Consider the following 26551-nt stretch of genomic DNA (forward strand, 5'->3'; position numbering starts at 1 on the left):
GGGAAGTTTGTTTTGAGTCTGAATGATTGTGATGCGGTTCGAGAGATTTTTAAGGATTTTGATTTTTTAGAATTAGAAACCCTTTGGACCTCTGGTTTTGCTAAAAAGCCACCCCGAAAAGAACTCTTGATTCGTAATAATTAGAAGTATATTGCAAAATTCTATTCCCGAACTTTATTATATCGTCCCTAACTTTACAAAAATATAAATCAAATCAATTATCTATATAGATAAAAAGGGGGCTTTTTATTATAAAGAAAAATATAGGATAAATGAGAGCAAATTAGGTAAAATTATTCTAGTGTGACAAGTATGTGGCAAGAGGTGAAATTAGGGGGATTATTTGTTAATTTTTTATTTTTATGCATAATTTTTACCATTAAATGCTCGTTTTTTCAAATTAGATTTTGTCATCTAAAATTGTAAAAATTACTGAAAATCAGAAAAAAGAGCGTTTCAATGGCAAAATAAGAGAAAGCTTTGAAAGGTTTTTAAAAATGCTTTGAAAGCCCAGAAAATCGTCTTTGAAGACCCTTTGAGAAAAATTAAACAAAAAGTGAATTTTGTATCAAAATAAACCCCAAATGATCCAAAAAGCAAAAAAGATTTTCATCTGTTGGTGATTATCTATTTTTTGATGAAATATATACTTATAAATCAAATGGTTGTATGATTTTCATGTAAAAAGACTTCCACTTTCATTTTGCATATTAGGGGAATTAAGCTGTGTTTTGTGTCGTTTTTAGATGTGCATTTTTAGTCTCTATTTAAGGCTTTAAATGCAATTTTAGAAGAGGCAAAGTAAGCTTTACTTCTTCCATATCGTTGATGTTTTGAACACGCTCTTACAACTTTCTATAAAGCTCTGCCGCTTATTCTGCAAATGCAAGATGACGACAGGAGAGAGTAGCATTGTCCTGAAAGAGTTTATACCAATTTTTACAGGAAATGCTTTGGTACGAGCGGTTTGGGGGGAAATGAGACGCCGAGAAGACAAGATCATTTGCTTTGATATCGGCTTTAAAAGGCTATCAATTTAGTATAGGAGAATTTTACATAAAAATGCAATAAAATTAGTTGGTTGAACCAATTTATTTTTATATAAATTCCTTTAGAATTCACACTTTTATGCATGATTCAATCGCCATTTTTTATAAAAGATTGCCGTGTATAGAACAGACTATAAAAGCAAATTATGATGCAAACATTATAATGCATGTAAACGTTCAAATGGAATGAAAGGCAGCTATCATGTTAACAGTTCATGATACGTTTTTATCACAAAAACTCGATAGTTGCTGTGTCACTGTTCAGTATTGTATTATTTTGACAAATGCTTTTTTTTGATTGTATTAGAAAGTCTAAAGAGAGGCTATGTTAGGATATAAAATGTTTTGTTCAGTTTTTTTGAAAAATAGTGAAAAATATGGACCCCTTTGTGTTGGTTTTGATCCGAGTTATAAAGTTTTGCAATCATGGAATTTAAGCTGTGATTATAAAGGTCTAAAAGATTTTTGTAATATTCTCTTAACAGCCGTTGTGGGCAAAGTGGGGATAATAAAGCCGCAAGCCGCATTTTTTGAGTTATATGGGGCGGAAGGGCTTCAAGCTTTGAAAGAACTCATTGAAAATGCACACGAACAAGGTTTATTAGTTCTCGTTGATGCAAAAAGAGGGGACATTGGCTCTACCGCTGAAGCTTACGGTAAAGCTTGGCTTGGCCCCAATAGTCCATTCAAAGCGGATGCCATAACTGTCAATCCTTTTTTAGGGTTTGATGCTCTCATTCCCTTGATAAAGATTGCAGAAGAAACAAAAACAGCTGTTTTTATGGTTGTTCAGTCTTCTAATCCAGAGGGAAAGCAAATTCGAAATGCGCGTATTGGTGATCAAACTGTTTCGGTTCATTTGGCGCAGCGTATTTTTGAATATAATAACCAATCTTTAAGTCAATCTCATCAGGTTGGCCCTATCGGGGCAGTTATTGGAGCAACATTGGGTCATGAAGCAAAAGATACAATCAAACAGTTAGAAAATAGCTTGTTTCTCGTTCCTGGTATCGGTGCTCAAGGGGGAACAATAACACAATTAACTCAACAGTTTCCTCAAAGGTTATGGCAAAATATTATTCCTTCAATTTCAAGATCGATTACAGAAGCGGGACGAAATAGTGTTGATTTAAAAAATGTCATTCATAACTTTGCTGAGCAATCTAAAAATACACTTCTGTCTTAATTTTTTGCTAAGCCATCAAAGAGAGAAAACTCTTATTAAAGAAGGGGTGGCTTATCAAATTTTAAGGAAGACACTGTTTTCAAGAAGTGATTTTGCTTTATCTCAAAGTCAAGAGTTGCTTTTATCTTCTCAAAAAGAGGCACAATATATTTCTCATTTTCTGTTGGAGTTGGGGGATCAAATACCTAAGTCAAGTGTTTGGAGAAAATGCAGAAACTTTGGAAAATATATGAATAATTGTTTTAAGGAGGCAAGATAGGCAAAAAAATACAAAAAGGACGCTAACAATGCTAAAGGATAAGGCTTAAGAGAATTTAGAGAGTGTTTTCGTTTTATGGCTCTGATTCCTTTAAAGAGAAACTCTTTTAGACTATTGCTTGATAAGGGTAGTGCTTTTGTAAAATAAAAACCTCTAACATGTTGTTAAAAGCTTCTAGGTTGATAAAGTCATTGCAGCGTTTGTTTCTATGAGATAATGGTTATCTGTGAACACATATCGTTGCTAGAGAATAACATGTCATTGAAAAAAGAAAAAACCAAAGCCCGTTTACCGCGTGGTTTTGTTGATCGCACAAGTGCACAATTGTATGCAACTGAAACCATGATTGCGCAAATTCGTGAAGTTTATGAACTTTACGGTTTTGAAGCGCTTGAAACACCAATTTTTGAATATACGGATGTGTTGGGGAAGTTTTTACCTGATTCAGATCGTCCCAATGCAGGGGTTTTTTCGCTACAAGATGATGATGAACAATGGATGTCTTTGCGCTATGATCTGACTGCTCCTCTTGCCCGTTATTTTGCTGAAAATTTTGAAACGTTACCAAAACCTTATCGCAGTTATCGGTTGGGGTTTGTTTTTCGCAATGAAAAGCCTGGACCGGGGCGGTTTCGGCAATTTATGCAATTTGATGCTGATATTGTTGGAACACCAACCGTTGCGGCAGATGCTGAGATTTGCATGATGGCAGCGGATAGTTTGGAAAAATTAGGAATTCAGCAACATGATTATGCCATTCGTTTGAATAACCGAAAAATTCTGGAAAGTGTTTTGCAGTTGATTGGTTTAGATGAAGGAGAGCAGATTGAAAAGCGCTTAACTGTCTTAAGAGCAATGGATAAGCTTGATAAATTTGGTCCTGAAGGCGTACGGTTGCTTTTAGGTAAGGGGCGTTTGGATGACAGTGGTGATTTTACAAAAGGGGCCGAGCTTAAGGATAAAGAGATTGAGTGTATTCTTTCCTTACTCACGGTAAATTCTAAAACAGCAGAAGAAACGCTTGATGCTCTCAGACAAGTTGTTGGTCAGAGTGCTCAAGGGCTAGAAGGGGTTCGCGAGCTTGAAGAAATGCAAGCAATCTTTGCCGCTAATGGTTATCATAATCGCATTAAAATTGACCCTTCGGTGGTCCGCGGATTGGAATATTATACGGGACCTGTTTTTGAGGCGGCATTGCTTTTTGATGTTTTCAATGATGATGGGCAAAAAGTTATTTTTGGCTCTGTTGGTGGGGGCGGGCGCTATGATGGGTTGGTTGCGCGTTTTCGTGGGGAAAATATTCCGGCAACAGGTTTTTCAATGGGGGTTTCACGTTTGATCGCTGCTTTGCAAAACCTTGGAAAATTGCCGGTAAAAAATACTCTTGGACCCGTTGTGGTGCTGATGATGGATAAAGAGCCAGAAGCTGTTGCGCGCTATCAAAAAATGGTGATGAAATTGCGAAATGCGGGAATTTGTGCTGAACTCTATTTGGGAGTATCGGGAATTAAAGCGCAGATGAAATATGCAGATCGTCGCCAAGCTCCTTGTGTGGTTATCCAAGGTTCACAAGAACGTGAGAGTGGAAAAATACAGATCAAAGATTTGATTGAAGGGGCGCGTTTGTCTCATGAAATTAAGGATAATCAAACATGGCGTGAAAGCCGCCCTGCGCAAGTGATGATTGATGAAGAGCAATTGGTTCAAACAGTACAAGATATTTTGGCAGCCCAAAAAGGGACATAGTAAAAGTTTTGTGAAAGCGATTGCGGGGAAAAGTTTGAAATTTTCTTCTTCAATTTTCAGAATTTGTTTTTTACTTGTTTAGATATATCTTTATCTTGATAATGGTCGTGTTCTTTTCATAACAGTTTATACAGCTTTGCGTGACTTTTTTGAAATCGTTGAAAGGTTTGGAGTACCTAGTGAAAACAAATGGTATTAAACGCATTAAAAAAGATAAAACATGGTACTTAATTAAAATCTTAGGAACAGGAAAAAATACACCAGACAATTAAAAAAACAGCTCTCCGCTCCCGATAGAGGTTTGTAATAGGAGCTACATTGGGTGATTCAATAAAAAATAAAAGCGAATGACAAAATTTAAATAGATGTAATTAAATATGAAAACTCACATTTTAGGACTTCTTTAGGTACCAAATGAATGAATGCGTCCCTTCTGGACTTGTGAATACTGAAAGTGTTGGAGGAACTCGCAGAGAATTAAAAAAATGACAAGCAGAAAAAAGAGAAATTTTCTGTTTGTCTGTACAATTTTAATGAATTAATACCTAATAAATCATTTCATTTTAACGCATATCTAGAAACTGAAAAGCAACAAATCGCGTTATTTTTTAAGTTCGTATGGCATAAAAAGAAAATTCTTTTAAAAGGTAAAAACATTTTGTATTCATTATAAAATGAATGTTTTTGAAGGCGATAAAATGCGTTTTTTTGAGGGCGTGATGGGAACATCTTCGTGAAGAAAAACACTGGAAAGTGAAGTGCTTGAGGACTTGCGCAACCATGTTTAGAAAAATTGATGACCAATAGGTTTATAAAAATCCATTAGTTTATAGAAATATTGATCATTCATATAGATTTAATTTTTGAATTCTCATTTGCTGGTATCATATTTTCTACTGTTTTATTGTCAACAGTCTGTAATCTCACATCCATGAGAGATGAAAGAGATCTCAAAAGTTTTATTTTAGAAGATTTTTTTAGTTTCAGAAACAACGAATAACTTAAATCAGACAATTTTTAAAGGGAAAATATGAGAGGCATTATAAGAAATTATAATGACAACCATTTGAAATTATTCATTTATTATAACAAATAAATTTTTTAGGGAGAAATGAAAATGGCCAAATATGATTTTACAGTGTTATATGAAAGAAATCCCTTTATTTTGAAAAAACCTGAAGAGATTGGAAAGTCATTTAAACTTCCTCCTTCAAATTTTGGATTTGAAGATTTTCCGCAAATCACTTTTTCAGGCGCCTCGTCGTGTCGACGTATGATTTTTGCACTATCATTTAGTGGTATGAAAGCTTTTTTTGTGATGTTGTGGCAAGTAGGGAAAATGTCAGATGAAGATGATGTGGATTTATGGTTTGATCAGATAACATTGGATCATGACATTCTTGAGGAATTTTTGACTTGCGATCTTTCGACTCAAGAACCAGAATATCTTAATTTTGAAAGTTTTAAAGAAGGTATCAAAGAATTAGAAAAGAATAAAATTGTAGCGAAGGGGACAAAAAGAGATTGTTATTTCATCAATCCAGATATTTTTGGTCTTCCTGAATGTGATGAAGATTTTGAGCTCGATGAAGAGGAAGAGATAGAAGAGGAAGAAATGAAAACACACTTTATGGTAGAATACCCAAATAAACGACTTCTTTAACTGTTTCTCTCTTAGAGAAAAATAAAAGCTTAGAATAAATTGCTATGAGAACAGCAATGAGGTTGTTTATGGTATGTGAATTGGAATGTTTACGGGATCTGTTTTGATTTAATTCTTTTCGTCAACGGTTATTTATCCAGAGCAGTTTTTATGCTATATTCGATTATTTTATGAGACATAACTCAATTTCAAGTGTGTGCCTTTTTAAATAAATGTTTGATCTGTATTTTTTCTTGTGATGCTTTTGTGAACCTTGGATTATTAATGCCTTGGCATTCGGGAGCGCTTAGGAGAAGCGTTTTTAGTGCTTTAAGCGTTTTTACTTACACGCCACACCCGCTTATGACGTGCAAACAAGTAATCATAATTGATTCAGTAGAGAAAAATTTGAAATAAAGGAGTATTACGATATTCAAGGGGCTAATTCAAATTGAAAAACGCTAAATTATTATTGTAAATTAAAATGTCGAATAGATGTTTAAAGAGATACAAACAACACAAATTCCCTCTCTAAAAGGAATTTGTGTCGTAGAATTTAAATATACAATTTTTTGGTTGAAATTAGCTTTTCAAAGCTTTTAAAACATTTTGTGGTGAAGAAACTTCGTAAGGATCTGTTGTGCAATTGTCTGAAAAACCTGCTTCTTCGAACCATTGTTCAATCACACCATCGTTGATAACAGCAGCATAGCGCCATGATCGCATGCCGAAACCAACATTGTCTTTTGCAACCAGCATACCCATTTTGCGTGTGAACTCACCAGAGCCATCGGGAATTAATTTCACGTTTTTGATATTTTGTGCTTTTCCCCAAGCATTCATGACAAAAGCATCATTGACGGAAAGGCAATAAATTTCATCAATACCAGCTTGTTTAAATTCATCATAGAGTTTTTCAAAGTCAGGCAGCTGAAAGGTTGAGCAAGTAGGGGTAAAAGCTCCAGGAAGAGAAAAAAGAATAACACGCTTTCCTTTAAAATAAGCATCACTTTTAACTTCTTGCCACCGATAAGGATTATCTCCCCCCGTTGATTCATCGCGTACACGTGTATGAAATGTGACATTGGGAACTGTTTTTTTTATCATAAGGATGCTCCTGTATTTTTTTAACGAAAATCTTTTTTAAAACAACCTTTGTATTTAAAACATATGGGAAAGATCGTTTTAAATAAAAGGGCTTCTTAAAAAATTCTTACTTCTAGTAAGTGTGCAAATATTTCACACTTCCGTCAAGTAGAATTAATGGTCGACTTTGGATACTCTTCACCTTAAAATTATAGGAAAGAATATAAAGGTATGGATATGACCATAAAGACAGTTTTGACCACGGCTTTTGAGGGGCAAAAACCGGGAACATCTGGTTTGCGCAAAAAAGTGTCTGTTTTTCAACAACCCCATTATGTAGAAAACTTTATACAGTCTCTTTTTAATAACATTGGGCCTCTTGAAGGAAAAATGTTGATTCTTGGGGGGGATGGGCGCACTTTTAATCGTACTATCCTTCAGATTGTGTTGAAGATGGCAGCGGCGCATGGTATCTCTCTTATTAAAATGGGAAGGGGCGGTATTCTTTCTACACCTGCTGTTTCGCATCTTATTCGTAAAACTCATGCCCATGGTGGACTTATTCTTTCTGCAAGCCATAATCCTGGTGGTCCAGAAGGAGATTGTGGTATTAAATATAATATTTCTAATGGGGGACCCGCTCCTAATTCTTTATGTGATGCTATTTTTGCAACATCGCAACGTCTTTCTTTTTATAAAATTCTTGAAGCACCAGATGTTGATTTAGATAGGCAAGGTACGATCTTTATGGGAGCCATGCGGATTGATATTATTGATCCTGTCGCTGATTATGTTGCTTTGATGCAGGAGCTTTTTGATTTTGACTGTATTGCCAAGGCTGTTGCTCGAGGTCTTACTTTACGGTTTGATGCCATGCATGCGGTAACAGGGCCTTATGCTCATGAAATTTTTGAAAAATGCTTAGGGTTTTCTGAAGGGACGGTGGTCAATGGTATTCCTTTGCCAGATTTTGGAGGTGGTCATCCAGATCCCAATTTAGTTTATGCTAAGGCTCTTTATGATTTATTGATGTCAGAGAAAGGACCAGATCTTGGTGCAGCATCTGATGGTGATGGAGATCGTAACCTCATTATTGGTCGTGGGCAATTTGTTTCGCCGTCAGATTCTCTGGCTATTATGGCTGAACATGCACACCTCATTAAAGGATATCGAAAAGGTGTTGTGGGGATAGCGCGTTCTATGCCGACGGGGCGTGCTGCTGATCTGGTTGCGGAAAAAAAAGGATTAAAATTTTTTGAAACACCAACGGGATGGAAGTTTTTTGGAACCCTTTTGGATGCGGGGAAAGTAACCTTTTGTGGGGAAGAAAGCTTTGGAACTGGATCTCATCATATCCGTGAAAAAGATGGTTTGTGGGCTGTCTTATTTTGGTTAAATCTTTTAGCGGTCACAGAAAAAACTGTCGCACAAATTGTTCAACAGCATTGGTACACCTATGGGCGTTTTTACACGTTACGGCATGATTATGAAGAAGTCGAAGCAGATAAAGCTTTGGAAATTATAGAACATTTGCGTGCACACTTACCACATTCAGGAACTGAAATTGCTGGATTTTTTGTCAAAAAAGCAGACGATTTTACATATCATGATCCTGTTGATCAGAGCGTTAGCACGCGGCAAGGCATACGTATTTTTTTCGAGAATGGAGCACGGTTGGTAGTCCGTTTGTCGGGAACAGGGACGCTAGGTGCTACTTTACGACTTTATTTTGAACAGTATGAAAGTGATCCACGCAAACACAATTTTAATCCGCAAGAAGTTCTCCAACCCTTGCAACAGGTGGCACTAAAACTGTTAAACATACAACAAGTATTGGGACGAGACCATCCTGATATTATCACCTAAGATCATTGGAATGTTTTTTTGTAAAGGTATAATGATTGATCACATGGGGTATGTTTTTAGGGGCATGATTTTATTTGCCATAAGGAAGAGCTTAACTCCATTTTCAAGCTCGCTTTGTTTTTTTCACCTTTACATATCGATCCGATTCCTAAAACTGCGGGTTTCTTAAAACCGAATTTTGTAGGCAATTATAATCCAGCATAATCGGAGCATTTATGCCCAATGGTTTCTGATGGTTTGATAGAAGTGTTTGTTTAATAGGATGATGTTTCTCATGCAAAACAGAATACTGTCGTTATTGCGCATTTCATATGCTTAATTTAAAAAGCCTCTCTCAATACACTTATGCCCTTCTTTATGGAATGCTATTCATGTAGGAGATAACGGTAAATCCTCGTGAAGAATATAATGGTCGATATATATTAGATAATAAATTAATTTATAATAATAATTTAGTATTATTCAATTTGAATGAGAGCTCTCCAATATTGTAAGATTATCTCATCTCAAATCTATTCCATGTTGAATCAATTAAAACCATTCATTTGCACATAACAAGCGGGGAGAGCCGTGTGGATAAAAACTGTACAAAAAAGAACTAAAAACACCTCTTATGAATCAATCATCTTTTGTGCCAAGGGCAGTGACAACATTGAGCACCACCATTTTTATGAGAGAGTAAGCCCAGCTCCATCACACTTATTGACTAGTTCCCAATGTGCATCTTTCCACTTGTAATATGCAAGCGCAAGGCTTTGGTTGATTCAATAGAAGAGGATTTGAAATAAGAGAATCTTAAAATAAAAGGTCAAGTTAGGGCATCACTTTCTTTTCTCGCAATATTCAGTCGTGCTTCGCTCTTTGAGAGAATTTATTAAGAGATGTTCCTTTTTTCATTTTTTTATCCATTCGTTAATTTCATTTGTGACGGATAAGAAAATGATTTTGATTGATTTATAAGAGAGAATGAAAGGAGTAAATTTTATGATAGGTAGGGCTTATTTAAGGTGTACAATGATAAATCATTCTTATAAATTAACGTCTTGTCTGTGGTGATCGCATTGACAAACATAGTTGGCAGATGGGGAATGAAACAAAGGGACGTATTTTTCTAAAATAATGGACAATAAGCATTTCTTGCTTTATGACCGTCATAATGAATGACTTTTCTAAAAAAGGGAAATTTATGACCCAATATCCCAAATGTCCTCGTTGTGATTGTCTTTATACTTATGAAGATGGTGAAAATTTTGTGTGTCCTGAATGCGCGCATGAATGGCCACAAAAAAATGATGATACGGTTCTTTCCGATAATGTTTATGATGCCAATGGTCAGATTTTAACAAACGGAGATACCGTTATGGTGATAAAAGATCTGAAAGTAAAAGGCGCTTCATCTGTTTTAAAAGGGGGGACGAAGGTAAAGAATATTCGCTTGGTGGATGGGGATCATAATATCGATTGCAAAATTCCTGGGATTGGGCAGATGAGTTTAAAGTCTGAGTTTGTTAAAAAAGTTTAGACGTTTATCCTATTGCAATTGTTTTTGTATTTCTTTGCTTTTCTATCTTTACATTCTTCTTTAATTGGGCATATTTTCCTCCAATGGGCTTCTTTTCTTGTTTCATAGATTACACCAATCAGATAGAAGCAATATATTTTCCTTTATTGCAAAGCCATGTATCGCAGAGAAATAGTGACTCTGTCTTTTCTTTTAATATGTGGTTATGGGGGAACTGGATGTTGACTCGCAAACAACAATAAAAGTATGCGCTTTATGAGAAGAACAACGCCGTAAAGTAGACAAACTTATTCCTGCTGAATTGAAAAAATATTCTCATTTTTTTATCAGATAATTTCTCAAACAACCATAATAGATCTGGCTTCGATGTATTTATTTTTTACAGGTAGTTACACCTTTTGTGTCATATTTATGGAAATGAGATTGAAAATGATAGAGGGGGAATTCTTGATTTTAAGAATGTAAAAAGGACGCTATGATCTTGATAAGGTCGTACTGTCATGTATTTTCCAGCTCTTAGTTCTGCAACAGTCTCTTATAAAAGTGCGCATAAGAGCTATTAAAAATAGTTTTTTTTATTATCTAGTTTGTGCTGTGTAAGCGGACGATTTTTATTGATGCAATAAAAACAAAATTGAAATAAGAAGAATGTCAGAATTCTCATTGCAAGTTTCAAAATGTGATCTTTGTCGAGTTGCTGAAACAACATATTGATTTGTAATAATAAATTAGCGTTATTCATATTGAATTAGAACCCCGAATAACGTGGGATTCTCTCATTTCAAATCTATTCCATGTTGAATCAATTAAAATCACTTGCTTGCACACCACAAGCGGGCTGGCGTGTGGGTAAAAATGAGGAAAGAAAGGATTAAAAATGGCTCTTATGAATCGTCTTAAGTGCCAAGGGCTGTTGCAGCATTGGGGGCTGGCAGATATAATGATGGTGCCGGCTTGCTACAAGAAGTATTTTGCGTGATTTTATCGTTGGGAGAGCTGAAAAAGATGAAGTAAATGGGCTCTCTATCTTACAATGTTTTTTTGGGGGGGCTTTTTTGTAACGGGGCGTGTTTTCTTGGTTAAAATTGCATGACAAGATTATGAAATAAAATAAATTTAAAATGCATATCCCTATGCGTTCTATTTCTGTCTATGCGATTGGTTTATTGAAACAACTTGTGCCTCTTAAAGGGGCAGAAAGCTTTTTAAGGCATATGTGGAGAAGCAAGGTGAGCGAAGGTATATTGAATAGATTTTTTTAACAATACTCTATTTTTATGGCTGCATAACTTACTTCTAAAATTTCAGGAATAAAATGACGTAAGACTTTTGCACTCCATGTTTGAGCGCTGTTGAAGAGGGACAATTAGTGTGACCGTTTTGTATATTGAGGTCAATATTTACTGTGGCATGGCTTCAACGCCTAAAACCTCAGGGATGAAATGGCGTAAAAGATTTTCAATACCATGTTTGAGTGTTGCTGTTGAAGAGGGACATCCAGCGCAGGCGCCCCGCATATTGAGGTAAACAATACCATTTTCAAACCCGCGAAAAGTAATGTCTCCACCGTCATTGGCAACAGCTGGGCGAATACGCGTTTCAAGGAGCTCTTTAATTGTTAAAACGATATCAGAGTCTTTCTCATCATAAAATTCTTCGTTAAGAGCGTTGGCTTGTGCTTGTGTTGTGGCGTTGGTGGTGATAACTGGCTCATTGGACAGAAAATGTTCCATAATTGTGCCTAAAATGATGGGCTTGAGATGTTGCCATTCCCCCTCTTTTTTGCTTACGGTGATAAAATCATAGCCTAAGAAGACACCATTGACATTTGGAATATTAAATAGTTTAGCCGCTAAAGGTGAGTTTTTCGCTGCTTTTTCATGGTCACGAAATTCTAATACGCCTTCGGAAAGAACCACACGCCCTGGTAGGAATTTAAGTGTTGCAGGGTTTGGGGTGGTTTCAGTTTGAATAAACATAGACTCTCCTTTTATAATGAAGGATTAGAAAGATCATTATATTTTAGAATATTATATTTTTTAGGCAATAGATTTAATATCTTCATCAGCGATATTACTGGGAATGACAATGACAGGAATTGAAAAAGCTGTTCCTCTATTTCCGATTAATTGGACAAGGGGGCCTGGTCCTTCTGTATGTCCACTTGCTGCTAAAACAATCAGTGCAATCCTTTTATCTTCGTCGATAAGTTTGGAAATTTCATCAATTTTTTTTCCTTCACGCACGACTATTTCTGTTTCAAGAGCATGGGAGGTGCGGACTTCACTGGCAATGTTTCCTAATATTTTATGAGCACTTTGCGTTGATTCTGTACGCATAAGGTTGTTTACACCCAGAAAATGTTGAAATTCTGCACTATCCACAACACAAAGCAGTACCAATGTTCTATTGGTATTTTGGGCATGCTGTGCGGCAAACGCAACGGCACGCCGACATTCTGGTGTTTCATCAATAATAACTAAGTTTTTTTTCTTGGGTTCTTTTTTTGGATTTTTGGGTTTAGAAATCATGCACTTTCTCTATTTTGTACAAACGATTTTTTTGCTCTCTACAGTTTTTAGTTTCATTGTTTTTATGTATCGTGCAAAAATCCAACAATTTCACGAATTTTTTTCATATTTTCTTCTGCAAGCATAGTAGCACGTTTAGCGCCATCATGCAAAACGGAGTCGATATAACCGCTTTCTTGATGAAGTCGACGTAATTCTTGTGTTATGGGGGCAAGCTTATGAACGGCAAGGTCGGCTAGGGTTGTTTTAAAATGCGAAAATTGTTGACCAGAAAATTCTAAAAGAATCTTTTCTTTGCTAACTTTGGCAAAGGCGGCATAAATACCAAGCAGGTTGTCAACTTCTGGTCGTTCTTTTAAAGCAGCGAGGGTATCGGGAAGAGGGGCAGAATCTGTTTTGGCTTTGCGTATTTTTTTTGCAATAAGATCAGCATCATCGGTCAAATTAATGCGTGAAAAATCTGAAGGATCTGATTTTGACATTTTTTTTGTTCCATCGCGCAAAGACATAACACGTGTGGCTGTTGTTCCAATAAGCGCTTCTGGGAGGGGAAAAAAGCCTTGTCTTTTTTCTTCATCTGTTTGCATAGAGATGCCAAAATTTAATTCGGCAATACGCTGTGCATAGTCGTTGTTAAATTTTTGTGCAATGTCGCGTGTGAGTTCAACATGCTGTTTTTGATCTTCGCCTACTGGGACATGTGTTGCACGATAGACTAAAATATCAGCAGCCATCAAAGTGGGATAGGCAAAAAGCCCAAGGGATGCTTTTTCACGATCTTTTCCTGCTTTATCTTTAAATTGTGTCATGCGTTGAAGCCAGCCGATGCGGGCAACACAATTAAAAATCCATGCGAGTTCAGCATGTTGAAAAACACGTGACTGGTTAAAAATAATGTGTTTTTGAGGATCAATGCCGGCGGCTAAAAAGGCTGCTGTCACTGTTCTAGTGGATTCGCGTAAAGTAAGAGGGTCTGGGTTGACTGTGAGCGCATGCATATCCACAACACAATAGAGGCAGTGATGAGAGTTTTGCAGTTCAACCCAATGCTGAATGGCTCCAAGATAATTGCCAAGATGTAAGTGACCACTCGGTTGTACGCCGGAGAAGACAAGTGGTGTGAAAGTATCCATAGGAGTATTCTTTCTTTAATTAAGGTTATTCGTTTTATTGTTTTTGACAAAGTATAGATATTATGAGCGTTTTTTCAAATTTTTAAGCGTGTGAAAAAAGGAACGGGTGTTGAATAAAAAATAGGCACTAAAATAGATCAAAAATATGCCAATCATGATTCCTGCTAAGGTGATCGCGCGCAAGAAAAAGGATGCTTGTGAGGATAAAGGAAAAGATAAAAAACCAAACACATTCAATCCGTAATAGAGGGCTAGCGCACTCAAAAGAGTTGCCATCATGAGACATAATATCCGCTTTATCAGTTGGAAGTCGTATTTCCAATAACCGCGTTTGATAAGGACACTCCACAGCAACAGGGTGTTGGCCCATCCAGAGGTAATTTCAGCAATAACAATGCCTCGTGCAGATAGAATAGGAAATAATGTTAAGGCGAGACCGATATTGATAAAAACGCAAATACCTGTAAAAATCATCGGTGTTTTGGTATCTTCATGGGCAAAAAAATTAGGAATAAAGACCTTAATGAGAACAAAAGCTGGAAGTCCTAGTCCATAAAGTTCCAGTAATTGTGCAACATGGTGTGTTGATTGACTGGTAAATTGTCCTCGTTCAAAGAGCAAACTGACAATGGGAGTGGAGAGCAGCAAAAAAGCGATGGATGCTGGAAGTGTTAACAATAGCGTTAATTCAATAGAGCGGTTTTGTAAATGGTGGGTTTCTTCATGCTTTTTGCTTCGCAAAGCGCGTGTTAATTCTGGTAAAAGAACCGTTGCAACGGCAATGGCGATTACGCCTAAAGGCAATTGATAAAGACGATCCGCATACATTAAAGAAGAGACAGCACCTGATTGACTAGAAGCAATGTTGGTATTAATGAGCAAATTAATTTGCGTGATGCCACCCGTTATGGCTGCTGGAAATGCTAAAGTTAATAGCTTGCGAACATTAGGACTTAAATGGGGTTGGCGGAAGGAAATTTTCATTCCACTTTGACGTAAAGCAAGGGCAATTAAGGTGAGTTGAAGAAGCCCTGCTGCCAACACACCCCAAGAGAGATTTAAACCGATATGCCAAGCGTCAAGTTTATAGATCCAAGCATAGGCAAGCACACCAATCAGAACAATGTTTAAAAAGAGTGGAGCAATGGCGGCAATAAAATAGCGTCGCAGCGCATTAAGCATGCCCCCCATCATGGCAGCAAGCGACATGCAGGTTAAATAGGGAAACATGATTGCAGTAAAGTGAATTGTAGCGTTAAATTTTGTTGCATCTTCTGTAAAACCTGGAGCAATAATGGTTCGTACCAAAAAAGGCATACTGAGTTCCATCGCAATCGTTAACAGTAAGAGCAGTGAAAAGAGAACGCCAAAGACCTCTTCTGCAAATTTGCATGCCGTTTCGTGGCCTTCTTCAGTGATTTTTTTTGCAAAAAGAGGAATGAAAGCAGCGTTAAAGGCACCTTCAGCAAAAAAACGACGAAATGTGTTGGGAAAACGAAAAGCAGCGTTAAAGGCATCAGAAACAGGACCTGTCCCTAGGGCTGCTGCCATAAGCATTTCGCGTACGAAGCCAAAAATACGGCTCATGAGGGTTCCGGAAGCAACTGTCGCAATTTTTTTAATCAATGTCATAAAGATATATCAACTTTGTTGTAAAAGAGAAGCGATGACAGGAGAAATAAACCGTTTAAATCGTAAAAATCTGATCTCTATCCTAATCAAGGATACTTTTTGAAAGCGTTTTACGACGGTGTTTATCTTTCTGTCAATGATGGTGCTTGAAGACTTTTCTATGCTCCTTGTTTACTGTTGCATTAAAATTTTTATTGTTGCCATAAAATAATTAAAATTTCTTTTTCAAACTGAAATATGGGAGCACTGTCATAACAGTTCAGGGATCTATAATGATCATTTCTCTTGATGGTGTGATATCGTGAATAGTGTAACCCAATACTGTTTTGTTTTACGTGAGGGGCGTGATCCTATTAAAAGAACGCAAATAAAAGCGTGAAGCAATGCGCAATTTCCATTATTTATTCATTATTTAAAAAAAACAGCGCTTTAGATGTTTTAAAAAGTCGTAAGGCTGAGCTAAAAGGTGATGGTAAAGCTGGTGATTGGTTTTCACTTTTACGACTTTATGTTCTCCCCAAATGTGGCAGCCTTGCCGTTTTAGAGATTACATAAAAAAGAGGATAGGAAGACATGATCTTTCAACAGCATTTTTCCTGTTCAGGTTTCTTTTCACAGTTGATGAGGATAAAATCTGAGGAAATAAGATAAATTTGCTCTCTCATGGTTTCCATTCTCGTTGAGGTGCGATTGATTTGCCGATGAAGGCAGGGGGGAAAGGCTATCATTTTTACCAGAGGGGGCGAAAAAGTTAAAGTTTATGAACCTTTTAGACATTCATTGCCATTGCTTTTGCGTGCTCCGTTTTGTGAGGTTGAATATTTTCTTGTCTTTTGGGACTCTGATTGACGTTTTCTGTCATTTTTTGCACTTTAATTGCTTCTTTATCAAGAGTATTGGAACATTTTTTTTCATTGTTTTTCTTTATAGATTGATACTGGTTTGGTGCGAAGCGCTCATCGAATTTATGGTTATAAAAATACATGGGTTGTATATGCGGTTCTATCTCTTTTATGTGTTTTACGCTTTCTATAATCTCTTTTGCTTTGATGGTTGATGTGCCAAGACTCTTCGCAAGTCTTTCAGGATTATTTTCTTTTATAGCTTCATGCTCGCTTGAGGATAAGCGCTCATTGATTTTTTTGATATAAGTCCTTATCTCCCCCCTTAATTCGGGAGAGTTTGATAACGTTTCTTGCTGTTGTGCTTTTGACACGGAAAAGAGATTTGTTATCCAAGCTTTAGGTATTTCTACCGACTGTTCACACCGCCTTTGTTTTACATGATGGGTATGGAGAATGTCTCTTTCTGTTTGTTTAGAAATATTGATATAATGATCAATGGCTCTACAGAGGGGCACAATATTTTCTTCAGCATTGGCGCGCGCGTTGTTTTTTATGCCAAATACATTGCTACCAGAAAGCTTCGAAATCGATTGGGGAGAGGTGGTAATTTGATAGGTGAGCTGTTCTCCCACAGTATGATTTTCATGGATCATCTCAATTCTTTCCCGCAAAATATGACGATTGCCATAAATGATTTGGCACAAAGTTTCTATTTCTTTTCTTCTTTCTTGAATGGATGCGTTGTTTTTTATCCTTGTGGCAATTTCATTGTTGGTAAGGGGGGCTATTGTTTGTGCAGGGATAAGCACTTCTTGCTGGTTTTGAATTTTTGGTGCTGTAAAGGAGAGGGTGTCACCGATTTTTAATGTCTGTATTTGCTCTGGGGTGAGATTTTTTTTATTTCCCAAGATGAAAATTCCGTTAGCATCAAGCATAAAGCCATTGGGTCCACTGCCTCTGTAAAAGCCTTTATAGGTATGACCTTCTTTTGCTGTTATAATAAGATGATGATGAATACTCTCAAGCCCGATATGTTTCATACTGTCCATGAATTCTTTTAAAATAAGTATTTTTTCTGGATTTGAGATATCTTCAAGCAGATGTTTCATTTCTTCTTTATCGTTATGTTTTAGCGATGCAATGCTGGCAAGATTCATACGTTTTTCTGTTACAAGAGAAAAGTCGAGTGTGTGGCCAGCAACTTGCCCAAGTTTTTCAAAAAACATTCGTTGCGTGCGTCCATTACCTTCTCTGAAAGGATGCGTATAGTTGAGCTGTATCAACATTTCAGTGACATATTCAACAAATGTTTCGCGGGTTAAGCCTTTTAAACTATTCGTTTCAGCAAGTATTTTATCTAAATTTTCTAGTCCCTCCTGTATCTGTTTTGCTGAGGCAAAAGAAATACCAGCTTTTTTCATCATTGGCATATAAGCAACGGTACCATCTTCAAATGTAAATGGTTTTTCGCGTGTTTGTCCGGCCCATTCAAAAGTATTTTTAAATAGGGTGTGATGAATATATTGGAGATATGTGGAGGTTAGTTTTTGTGGTGGCGCTTCTTGGCGCAGATGAATGATTGCTTTTGTTGTATCATGGGCACATTGCACTTTTAATTTTCCATAGTCTTTTATTCCATATTTATTCTTTAAGATGATACTATTGGGGTAAAAGAAATTACGGTGTATTGTCTTATTTTCTTCGGTTTCAGGCGGTGAGGATAATTTCTCCTGTAAGGTGAGAGGGACGGTGTCCGTTTTTCTTGTACCAGTATCCCAGTATGCCATTGCTTTTTTGGTAGGCTGTTTTTCTATTTCTGGATGATCCGAGCGTGTTTCCTTTGTCATTTTGACAGATATTGGATCATTTGTCGCTGTATTACTGCTCTGTAAAATGTTTTTTTGAAAATCTTTTTGCATTTGCCTCATAGCGGAAGCCGATTGAGCAATTGGTTGTGCCATTTGTTCTTTTTCTTGTTCTTGCAAACTTTTGGGCATAGCTTCAACGCTGTCATGTAAAACATGAGAGGCAATCCATGGTGAAAAATAGGATTTTCCCTTTTTCTTTGTTTGAATGGATGCGTTGTCTTTGCTCTTTTCAGTTATTTCATCGTTTTTAAGAGTGGCTCTTTTTTCTTCTTTTTCTTCTGGAAGCAATGTTTTTTTCTGGGTTTTTTCTGGGTTTTGAACTTTTGGCGCTGTAAAGGAGAGGGCGTCACCGATTTTTAATGTCTGTATTTGCTCTGGGGTAAGATCTTTTTTATTTCCCAAGGTGAAAATGCCGTTGGCATCAAGCATGAAGCCATTGGGTCCACTGCCTCTATAGGTACCATGATAGGTTTCTCCTTCTTTTGCAACGACAGCGAAATGATAATTTTTTTCATCCAATCCAAGCTCTCTCATAGAGTTGGTGAATTCTCGTAAGAGGAGCAATTTTTCTGGATTTGAGATATCCTCAAGAAGATGCTTCATAGGCTCTGGGTCGCCATGTTCCATGGCAGCGGCGCGGACAAAGTCTTTACGTTTTTTGCTCACAAGAGAAAAGTCTAGCTCATGTCCTGCTGCTTGAGAGAGTTTTTCAACAAACAGTCTCTTTGTGCGCCTATTGCCCTCTCTGAAAGGATGCAAGTGGTGCAAATCTATCATTATACCAGCTGCTTGTTCAACGAATTCTTCGCGAGTTAAGTCTTGTAAATTATTCTTTTCAGCAAGCGTTTTATCTAACTTTTCTAGTCCCTCCTGTATTTTTCTGCCAATCGCAAAAGGTTTTGTAAATTCTTTTCTTTTCAAAATGGGCATAGAAGCAACAGTGCCATCTTCAAATGTAAAAAGCTCTTCGCGCGTTTGTCCGGCCCATTCAAATGTACGGGAAAAGAGGCGTTGATGAAGGTATTTTAGATAAGAGGCATTAAACTGCTCTGGTAGTGGCTCTTGGCGCAGTTTTATCATTTCTTTTTTTACATCATTAGAACAGCGTTCTTTTAATATTTCTTTATCTTTGATGCGGTATTTATTTTTAAGCACTTTGCTATTGGGGTAGAAAAAATTTTGCGCTTCTTCATTGATTTGCTTTGAAATGGCTGCATTAATTGCAGAGTGTTGTTCTTGCAATTCTTCTTGTGTAGAGGAGGCACAATGTTCTGTGTTTTCTTTCATGCATATTTCCTTTCAAATGGTAACATTATTTTTTGAAATCTTCTTTTTTACATTTTTTGCCTTTTATTATTTTCATAGCGTTTTCTTCAAAGAAGAATGCCTATTTGAATGATTGAAAAAATTGACCTTATTCGCATGGAACAAAGTTAAAGTTTGTAATTTTTATAAATTATTATCGTGAAATTTTATCAATGAATTCTGTAAAATAATGGGGTGCCTTATTCAAAGTTTTCTGTATTTCACACACCGTCTTTGATGCAATCTTGGCAAGATAATTGCACCAAAGTTTTGTATGAAAAGTCAATGATGATTAGATTATCACGACAAAGCCATTGCTTTTGATGTTTCGGCTCTACGCGGTCGAATAGGCGGTTTCTCTTCTTGTCTAGATGTTTCTGTAAGCTCCTGATGTTGCTTTGCTGTTGAGCATTCAGGTAGCTTCGGGGACTGCGATAGGCTTTGCTGCTGTTGCAATTTTTTATCGGGATTGTGAAGCGGTTGATAACGTTTTTGTTGTTCTTCCTGATGGTTTTGCACAATGGTTTCTCTTAACTGTTTTACAGTTTCAGCATAATCTTTAATGGCGGTACAAAGAGTAGGAAGATTTTCTTCAGCAGCTTTGCGTGCTCCATTTTTTATGCCAAGGACTTGTTTACCAGCAAGCGGAGAAAAAGATGTAGAATCCTGTTCAATTTGAAATACGATTTCTTCTCCCATCTCTGGAATTTTGTGCATATCTTCCATTCTATATTGCAAAATAAATGGATCATTATAAACAACTTTGCACCAATATTGGATCTCTCTTTGACCATATTGAACCGATGGATCTTGTTGAACTCTGCGAGCAATTTCCTCATTTGAGAGTGGCTTTATTTTCTTTTCTGAATTGAGCGGATTTTGTAAATGTTGATTTGTTAGCTCTTCCTCCTGTGCTTGTCGCTGATGTTGTTGTTCCGTGTGAGGACCTTGGGAAATATTTTCACTTTTTGTATATTTTGAAGTATACACATAACCGTTAATAGCAGCACGTAGGGTAGGAAGAGTTTCTTCAGCTTGTTTGCGCGCATGATTTTTTATGCCAAGAACTTTTCTACCAGCAAGCTTAGAAATAGTCTGAGGCCGTTCTGTAACATCCCATAAGAGCTGTTCTCCCATATCGGGGTTTTCTTTGATTGCTTCTATTCTTTCACTTAAAATAAGCGGTTCGCCATAAACCTTTTCGCTCAAAAATCGTATTTCTTCTTGATATGCTACGAGCAATAGCTCTCTTTCCATTGTATTAATAGATGGTTTTTGTTCGTGAGACGGTTTTGGTTGTTCTCTTGCTATATGTGGAGAAGCAGGTTTTGGAATGACAGTATCGCTTTGTTTTCTGTTTTTTGTACGATGCGGTTTTCTTGAAGGAGGGACGGCATATGTTCCACTGTCTTGTGATGATGAACTGCTTTGCTGCCTGACTTTCATATGTGATGATGTTTTGGGCCTAACACTTGGGGCGAGGGTTTCAGGATTTTGAATTTTTGTGCCGTTTTGTGCTCTTTCTCTCATGCGTGGTGGAAGGGGCGGAGCCACTTTTGTCTGTAGAGAGGGGGATTCTTGAGCAGTTAGTTTGTTTTGTTCTCTATCTTTTGCACGCGGGGGTCTTTGTGGAGCTGTTTTTATGCGCGTGGAGGGGCTTTCTTGAGTTTCAGGCTTTTGGATTTTTGCATCAGTTGGCGTTTTGTTTCTCATACGTGGGCGGGGAGGCGGAGCCATTTCTGTCTGTAGGGAGGGGTTTTTTTGAGTTTCAGGCTTTTGAACTTTTGCATCGGCTAGCGTTTTGTCTCTCATACGTGGGGGTTTAGGCGGAGCCATTTCTGTCTGTAGGGAGGGGTTTTTTTGAGTTTCAGGCTTTTGGATTTTTGCATCAGTTGGCGTTTTGTTTCTCATACGTGGGGGGGGAGGCGGAGCCATTTCTGTCTGTAGGGAGGGATTTTTTTGAGTTTCAGGCTTTTGGACTTTTGCATCGGCTAGCGTTTTGTCTCTCATACGTGGGGGTTTAGGCGGAGCCATTTCTGTCTGTAGGGAGGGATTTTTTTGAGTTTCAGGCTTTTGGATTTTTGCATCAGTTGGCGTTTTGTTTCTCATACGTGGGGGGGGCGGTGGTGCAACCTTTGGGGAATGTGACAAATTCTCTGGGCGTTTTTGTACAGGTGGTTTTGGTACACTTTGAGAAACTTGGGGAGGGGGCGTTCTGGTGGGAAATTGTTCATCCTGCTGTTGAAATTTTTCCATCATTTCGGCGATAAAGGGGGAGGGATTTCTTTTTTTCATGCATTTTCCTTTCAAATTCTTCCAATATTGTTTTTAAATACTGTTTAAGAATACGCGTTGGTGTTTATTCTGTTTTATGCTTTTTCACTTATCTTTTATAAGAGAGGATATAAAACTGAGCAGTTTCACAAGATTTGACTCTCTTAGTGCAGATCATAATCACTCTCTAAATACTGTTTTATCAATAGCTTAGATTAAGTGGTGGGAGAATGAGTTTTGTTTTAACTTTCTCTCTCTCTTAGCGCAAATAACCCCTCCCATGACTGCGCCAATACGTTGGATTCAACGTGAAAACTTATGTCTGTTTAGCTGGCAAAAGCCATCGCTTTTGGGGCGGCAGTTTTGCGAGGACGAAAATCTGTTTCTCTTTGTTGAGTAGAGGGTGTTGTTCTTTCATGCGTTACTGTTGAAGGCTCAAGGCGTTGAGCAGACTGTGAGACGCTTTGTTGTTGATGCAAATTTTGCGCTCTCTCAGATGTTTCATGGCGTTCTTGTTTTGTCTTCTGAATTTTTGAAAGGCTCTCTCTTACTTGTGTTACAGCTGTTGCATAATTGTCAGTGGCGTCAATGAGGTGAGAAAGACCCGCTTCAGCATGTCTGCGTGCTTGATTTTTAAAACCACAAAAGTTGTGACCAGTGTATTTGTTAAAAGACTGAGGATTTCCGGCAAGTTGCTGTGCCAGCTGTTCTATTGTTTCAGGGTTTTGGAAAAGCATTTCCACATGTGATTGTAAAATGTTTTCGTTCCCAAAAACAACTTTACACCAATATTGGATTTGGGCATGGTATCTTTTGACTTTTGAATGTTGGTGAATTTGGGTAGAAATTTCTACTTCTGAAAGGCTTTCTTCTTCTCTTTGGGAACGATCCTGTTTTTTTAGAAGTTCAGCGACGGCTTCCTTCTCCATAAAGCGTTCATAGTTTTTGAGTTCTTTCTCTGGAGATTGTACTAGGCTTTCTCTTGCCTGTTTTACAGCTTCTGTATAACAATCAATGGTGACACATAGGGCGGAGTAACTCTCTTCCGCTTGTCTACGCGTTCGATTTTTGAAGCCCAACATGCTGGTACCGGAAAGTTTAGCTATACTTTCAGGATGGGCTGCCATGCGCCATGAGAGCTCCTCTCCTGCAGCGGGATTTTTTTGAATTTCCTGCATTTTTTCTTGCAAAATGTTTGGGTTGCCGTAGGCATTTGCGGATAAACGTTGGATTTCTTCTTGATATGCTCGAACCAATGAATTGTGTGGAAGAAATTTAGTGATTTCTTCTTCTGAGAGGATTATAGTTGCCTTTTGTGAAGCAACTTGTGGAGGAACTGTTGCGTGTGTCGTTTCAGCTTCTTGCGGTCTTTTGGTCGAGCTACTTCTTGTGAGAGGTATTGTTGAATGTGTCATTCTAACGGATGCTTGTGCAATTTCTTCCGTAACAGTTTCTTCTCTTAAAAGAGATTGTCTTTCCTCATCTTTTTCCAGTATCGTTGACAGCCTTTTGTTTTTTGAAGGAGCTTCTTTAGGGAGGGGGGCTGGACCAGAGACTTCTGCCGCCGCTTGTTCATAAAGCTTTATAAGTTCTTGTATTGAAGAGGATAGAAAAGGATGAGGATGGTTTTTTTTCATGCATATTTCCTTTCAAGAATTGTTTTAGAAAACTTTTTCGGAGCATTCTTGCCTTTTATGCTTGGATCGCTTTGAGACAAAAGAAAATATTGAGCTGAATGAGCTCCAAAGATCTGCGCTATTCACAACCAGCCTAATGGAGATTTATGTCTTTTATACAGTTTTTTTATGAAATTTTATCAATAAGTTATCGTAAATTACAGAGTCCATTTTTAGGACTATTTTAGGATCATTTTTTGTAACATTCTAAAACAATTCTTGGCGCAATCGCAACGAAACGATTTGCGCCAAGAAATTCTATGAAAAAAAGATTACATGAAAAACAAAAACTATCTGTTTTTATGCCTATGCCTCCTTACATGGCATAAGAAAATCCTTTTTCTCCATGTTTTTGTCGTTGAGGGCTGTGCTCTGGACTATTTTGTTCTTGTCCTCTTTCGTGATGACGATGATGATGATGGTGATGCTGGCGTCTTTGTTCCGCTAGAGGAGTTTGCAATAGCTGTTCCTTTGCGTTTTCTACAGCTCTTGTATAACTATCAATGGCGTCAATGAGCGGTTTAAAACCGTCTTCAGCTGCTTTGCGTGCTTGACTTTTTATGCCAAGTGCGGAATGGCCAGCGAGCTTATGTATAGATTCAGGACTTTCAGCAAGTTGATTTGAAAGATCTTTTCCTTTACTGGGATCTGTAAGTATGTCTTGTAAGTGCTTCTGGAAAATCGTATCACTGCCATAAACGACCTTCCCCCAATGCACAACCTCTTCTACACGTGCTTGAACTTGTGGATTTTTTAAAAGCATGACAGTTATTTGCTCAGTTGTGAGGGAAGATGAAGATCTTCCTCTTTGTTGTGGAGCAACCGTTGTATAGTCAGTTTCAGGATCTTCTTTCCTTTGATGTTTACCTCTTGAAGAAGGGGTAACGCTGCTAACTGATGCGTATAGAACATCAGCTTCGTGTCTTGGAGAAGCAACCGTTGTATAGTCAGTTTCAGGATCTTCTTTCCTTTGATGTTTACCTCTTGAAGAAGGGGTAACGCTGCTAACTGATGCGTATAGAACATCAGCTTCGTGTCTTGGAGAAGCAACCGTTGTATAGTCAGTTTCAGGATCTTCTTTCCTTTGATGTTTACCTCTTGAAGAAGGGGTAACGCTGCCAACTGTTGCGTATAGAACTTCCTCTTCTGGGGTTGGTCCGCGCTGGTTTCCTCTGGTTGGTTTATTAACTTGTGCATAGAGGGGCTCTGTGCTCTGGGGGTGTGGGTGACTTTTTTTCATGGCTGTTTCCTTTCAATATTTTTAGAAAACCTCTTTGGTGCATTCCCCACTTTTAGTTTTGATAACTTTTATATAAAGGAAGATATCCAACCGAATGACCTCCAAAGATTTTGCGCTATTCATATTGATATGTAATGAAGATTTATGTCTTTTATACAGTTTTTTTATGAAATCTTATCAATAAGTTATGATAAATTACAGAATCCATTTTTAGGACATATTTTATGTAACATTCTAAAACAACTCTTGGCGCAACCACGATAAAATGATTTACACCAAGAAACTCTATGAAAAAGAGATTACGTGAAAAACAAAAACTATCTGTTTTTATGTTTATGCCTCCTTACATGGCATAAGAAAATCCTTTTTCTCCATGTTTTTGTCGTTGAGGGCTGTGTTCTGGACTCTCCCGGTTTTGTCCTCTTGCGTGACGACGATGATGGTGATGACGTTTGTGTCCTGCGTCTCTTTCTGGACTTTCTTGTCTTTGATCTCTTTCCTGTTCACGTGTAAACTGTTTATGGAGCTTTTGTGCGTTATAAATATGTCTTTCAAGAGCTGAGCAAAGGGGAGAAAAACCATCTTCAGCTGCTTTGCGATCGGAGCTTTTTACGCCAAGCACTTGCCGACCAGCGAGTTTAGCAGGGCTTTCAGGATGTTCTAAAAGGTCCCATAAGACTTTTTCTGCATTTGGGGGATCTTCAAGAATCTGAGCAAATTGTTTATTCAAGGCATGTGGGTTACCATAAACAACAGCGCACCATTCTTGGGTTTCTCTTACACCATATTGAAATTCTCTGCTTTGTAAAAGCTTTGTTGTAATCACATCTTTTGAGGTTCTTGGAGGAGGTGTTGCTGCTCTTCCAACGCCTTGGTAGGTGGGATTTTCTCGTTGTTGGGATTCTTGCCCGCCTTCAGTCTCCATGCCAAGTTTTGCATCGACAGATTCTAGAGGTTTATGGGGAGAGCGCCCACCATTTTCGCTAAAATCAGGTTCTGCATAGAGATGTTCTGGTTCTTGAGGTTCTTGCCCGCCTTCAGCGCCCATGCCAAGTTTTGCATAGACAGATTCTAGAGGTTTATGGGGAGAGCGTCCACTATTTTCGCTAAAATCAGGTTCTGCATAGAGATGTTCTGGTTTTTGAGGTTCTTGCCCGCCTTCAGCGCCCATGCCAAGTTTTGCATAGACAGATTCTAGAGGTTTATGGGGAGAGCGTCCACTATTTTCGCTAAAATCAGGCTCTGCATAGAGATGTTCTGGTTCTTGGGAAAATCGCACATCCTGAGAGCTTCCGCTTGGTGAGTTGTAGAGGGAGTTTATTCGTTCTTGGAACTCTGTTTCACCCGACGCTAGATTAACGACTGCATAGGGATTTGAGGGGTTTTCTGGAGAAGGATCACGCGGACCCCTACCAACCGCTGCACGGGTAGCTCCTAATGGGTATTGGGGAGCATAGATAGTTCCTAGTGGTTGTGGAGAAGAGGGCGTCTCATATGCACTTTCTTTTTGTGTATTGTAGGGGGAATTTTTTTGCTCATTTGTTTTCCCTCTCGGTTTGTTGTAAGGAGATGCTTCTTGTTGTAAGGGCCCTTGTGAACCATTTCCGCTTCCACTGAGATTTGCGTAGAGAGCTTCTCGTTTCTGGGGGGCTGGGTTCTGGGGAGCTGGTTGTGGGTGACTTTTTTTCATG

16 protein-coding genes and 2 pseudogenes are annotated in these 26551 nt (G+C 37.9%); 7 read left to right on the plus strand and 11 right to left on the minus strand.

Annotation, left to right across the window (positions count from 1 at the left end):
- Nucleotides 1-144, plus strand: a pseudogene (locus tag ACFIMQ_RS05960) (DNA adenine methylase); the annotation flags it as partial.
- A gap of 623 nt (nucleotides 145-767) precedes the next feature.
- Here the strand turns inward: ACFIMQ_RS05960 and ACFIMQ_RS05965 are convergent.
- A pseudogene (locus ACFIMQ_RS05965) lies at nucleotides 768-872 on the minus strand (transcriptional regulator); the annotation flags it as partial.
- A gap of 517 nt (nucleotides 873-1389) precedes the next feature.
- Between ACFIMQ_RS05965 and pyrF the strand changes: the two are divergent.
- The 3 genes from pyrF (at nucleotide 1390) to ACFIMQ_RS05980 (ending at nucleotide 5903) form a co-directional block, all read left to right on the plus strand.
- Entirely contained in the window at nucleotides 1390-2235 is an 846-nt protein-coding gene (pyrF, locus tag ACFIMQ_RS05970) for an orotidine-5'-phosphate decarboxylase (protein WP_375616656.1), read from the plus strand.
- A gap of 514 nt (nucleotides 2236-2749) precedes the next feature.
- Complete coding sequence (hisS, locus tag ACFIMQ_RS05975) at nucleotides 2750-4240, plus strand: histidine--tRNA ligase (RefSeq protein WP_375616658.1); 1491 nt, start codon at nucleotides 2750-2752, stop codon at nucleotides 4238-4240.
- A gap of 1117 nt (nucleotides 4241-5357) precedes the next feature.
- Nucleotides 5358-5903: a replication protein gene (locus tag ACFIMQ_RS05980; RefSeq protein WP_375616659.1), complete on the plus strand. Its 546-nt coding sequence runs from the start codon at nucleotides 5358-5360 to the stop codon at nucleotides 5901-5903.
- 561 nt (nucleotides 5904-6464) lie between these two features.
- On the opposite strand, the gene ACFIMQ_RS05985 is transcribed toward ACFIMQ_RS05980, so the two are convergent.
- Nucleotides 6465-6989, minus strand: a complete 525-nt coding sequence (locus tag ACFIMQ_RS05985) for a peroxiredoxin (RefSeq protein WP_375616661.1) — start codon at nucleotides 6987-6989, stop codon at nucleotides 6465-6467.
- A 216-nt stretch (nucleotides 6990-7205) separates the two neighbouring features.
- Here ACFIMQ_RS05985 and ACFIMQ_RS05990 point away from each other — a divergent pair, with 216 nt between their 5' ends.
- Together ACFIMQ_RS05990 and ACFIMQ_RS05995 are read left to right on the plus strand one after the other, a co-directional pair.
- Entirely contained in the window at nucleotides 7206-8834 is a 1629-nt protein-coding gene (locus ACFIMQ_RS05990; protein ID WP_375616662.1) for an alpha-D-glucose phosphate-specific phosphoglucomutase, read from the plus strand.
- Nucleotides 8835-10020: 1186 nt separating this feature from the next.
- Entirely contained in the window at nucleotides 10021-10356 is a 336-nt protein-coding gene (locus ACFIMQ_RS05995) for a zinc ribbon domain-containing protein YjdM (protein WP_375616664.1), read from the plus strand.
- Nucleotides 10357-11756: 1400 nt separating this feature from the next.
- On the opposite strand, the gene ACFIMQ_RS06000 is transcribed toward ACFIMQ_RS05995, so the two are convergent.
- The 4 genes from ACFIMQ_RS06000 to murJ form a co-directional block, all read right to left on the minus strand.
- A complete protein-coding gene (locus ACFIMQ_RS06000; protein WP_375616665.1) occupies nucleotides 11757-12335 on the minus strand; it encodes a NifU family protein in 579 nt (192 codons plus the stop codon).
- 60 nt (nucleotides 12336-12395) lie between these two features.
- Complete coding sequence (locus ACFIMQ_RS06005; protein WP_375703590.1) at nucleotides 12396-12887, minus strand: universal stress protein; 492 nt, start codon at nucleotides 12885-12887, stop codon at nucleotides 12396-12398.
- Between the two features lie 62 nt (nucleotides 12888-12949).
- Nucleotides 12950-14020 carry a tryptophan--tRNA ligase gene (gene trpS, locus ACFIMQ_RS06010; RefSeq protein ID WP_375616667.1) on the minus strand — a complete coding sequence of 357 codons (1071 nt, stop codon included), beginning with the start codon at nucleotides 14018-14020 and terminating at the stop codon, nucleotides 12950-12952.
- Between the two features lie 60 nt (nucleotides 14021-14080).
- The gene (gene murJ / locus ACFIMQ_RS06015; protein WP_375703591.1) at nucleotides 14081-15652 is read right to left on the minus strand and encodes a murein biosynthesis integral membrane protein MurJ; all 1572 of its coding nucleotides are present in this window, start codon (nucleotides 15650-15652) and stop codon (nucleotides 14081-14083) included.
- Nucleotides 15653-16027: 375 nt separating this feature from the next.
- Between murJ and ACFIMQ_RS06020 the strand changes: the two genes are divergently transcribed.
- Nucleotides 16028-16207 carry a hypothetical protein gene (locus ACFIMQ_RS06020; protein ID WP_375703592.1) on the plus strand — a complete coding sequence of 60 codons (180 nt, stop codon included), beginning with the start codon at nucleotides 16028-16030 and terminating at the stop codon, nucleotides 16205-16207.
- Between the two features lie 214 nt (nucleotides 16208-16421).
- On the opposite strand, the gene ACFIMQ_RS06025 is transcribed toward ACFIMQ_RS06020, so the two are convergent.
- From ACFIMQ_RS06025 to ACFIMQ_RS06045, 5 genes are all read right to left on the minus strand, one after another.
- Nucleotides 16422-19652, minus strand: coding sequence for a BID domain-containing T4SS effector (locus tag ACFIMQ_RS06025; protein ID WP_375703593.1), 3231 nt, complete (start codon nucleotides 19650-19652; stop codon nucleotides 16422-16424).
- Between the two features lie 318 nt (nucleotides 19653-19970).
- Entirely contained in the window at nucleotides 19971-21965 is a 1995-nt protein-coding gene (locus ACFIMQ_RS06030; RefSeq protein ID WP_375703594.1) for a BID domain-containing T4SS effector, read from the minus strand.
- 305 nt (nucleotides 21966-22270) lie between these two features.
- Nucleotides 22271-23581, minus strand: a complete 1311-nt coding sequence (locus ACFIMQ_RS06035; RefSeq protein WP_375616671.1) for a BID domain-containing T4SS effector — start codon at nucleotides 23579-23581, stop codon at nucleotides 22271-22273.
- A gap of 355 nt (nucleotides 23582-23936) precedes the next feature.
- The gene (locus tag ACFIMQ_RS06040) at nucleotides 23937-24860 is read right to left on the minus strand and encodes a BID domain-containing T4SS effector (RefSeq protein ID WP_375703595.1); all 924 of its coding nucleotides are present in this window, start codon (nucleotides 24858-24860) and stop codon (nucleotides 23937-23939) included.
- Nucleotides 24861-25203: 343 nt separating this feature from the next.
- Nucleotides 25204-26550: a BID domain-containing T4SS effector gene (locus tag ACFIMQ_RS06045; RefSeq protein ID WP_375703596.1), complete on the minus strand. Its 1347-nt coding sequence runs from the start codon at nucleotides 26548-26550 to the stop codon at nucleotides 25204-25206.
- Nucleotide 26551: the final 1 nt, after the last annotated feature.

This window comes from Bartonella sp. AD13SXNS, assembly GCF_042196465.1.
Classification (GTDB): Bacteria; Pseudomonadota; Alphaproteobacteria; order Rhizobiales; family Rhizobiaceae; genus Bartonella.

Coding starts and splice junctions, on each gene's coding strand:
- pyrF (WP_375616656.1), top strand. CDS start 1,390: ATGTTTTGTTCAGTTTTTTTGAAAAATAGTGAAAAATATGGACCCCTT.
- hisS (WP_375616658.1), top strand. CDS start 2,750: ATGTCATTGAAAAAAGAAAAAACCAAAGCCCGTTTACCGCGTGGTTTT.
- ACFIMQ_RS05980 (WP_375616659.1), top strand. CDS start 5,358: ATGGCCAAATATGATTTTACAGTGTTATATGAAAGAAATCCCTTTATT.
- ACFIMQ_RS05985 (WP_375616661.1), bottom strand. CDS start 6,989: ATGATAAAAAAAACAGTTCCCAATGTCACATTTCATACACGTGTACGC.
- ACFIMQ_RS05990 (WP_375616662.1), top strand. CDS start 7,206: ATGACCATAAAGACAGTTTTGACCACGGCTTTTGAGGGGCAAAAACCG.
- ACFIMQ_RS05995 (WP_375616664.1), top strand. CDS start 10,021: ATGACCCAATATCCCAAATGTCCTCGTTGTGATTGTCTTTATACTTAT.
- ACFIMQ_RS06000 (WP_375616665.1), bottom strand. CDS start 12,335: ATGTTTATTCAAACTGAAACCACCCCAAACCCTGCAACACTTAAATTC.
- ACFIMQ_RS06005 (WP_375703590.1), bottom strand. CDS start 12,887: ATGATTTCTAAACCCAAAAATCCAAAAAAAGAACCCAAGAAAAAAAAC.
- trpS (WP_375616667.1), bottom strand. CDS start 14,020: ATGGATACTTTCACACCACTTGTCTTCTCCGGCGTACAACCGAGTGGT.
- murJ (WP_375703591.1), bottom strand. CDS start 15,652: ATGACATTGATTAAAAAAATTGCGACAGTTGCTTCCGGAACCCTCATG.
- ACFIMQ_RS06025 (WP_375703593.1), bottom strand. CDS start 19,652: ATGAAAGAAAACACAGAACATTGTGCCTCCTCTACACAAGAAGAATTG.
- ACFIMQ_RS06030 (WP_375703594.1), bottom strand. CDS start 21,965: ATGAAAAAAAGAAATCCCTCCCCCTTTATCGCCGAAATGATGGAAAAA.
- ACFIMQ_RS06035 (WP_375616671.1), bottom strand. CDS start 23,581: ATGAAAAAAAACCATCCTCATCCTTTTCTATCCTCTTCAATACAAGAA.
- ACFIMQ_RS06040 (WP_375703595.1), bottom strand. CDS start 24,860: ATGAAAAAAAGTCACCCACACCCCCAGAGCACAGAGCCCCTCTATGCA.
- ACFIMQ_RS06045 (WP_375703596.1), bottom strand. CDS start 26,550: ATGAAAAAAAGTCACCCACAACCAGCTCCCCAGAACCCAGCCCCCCAG.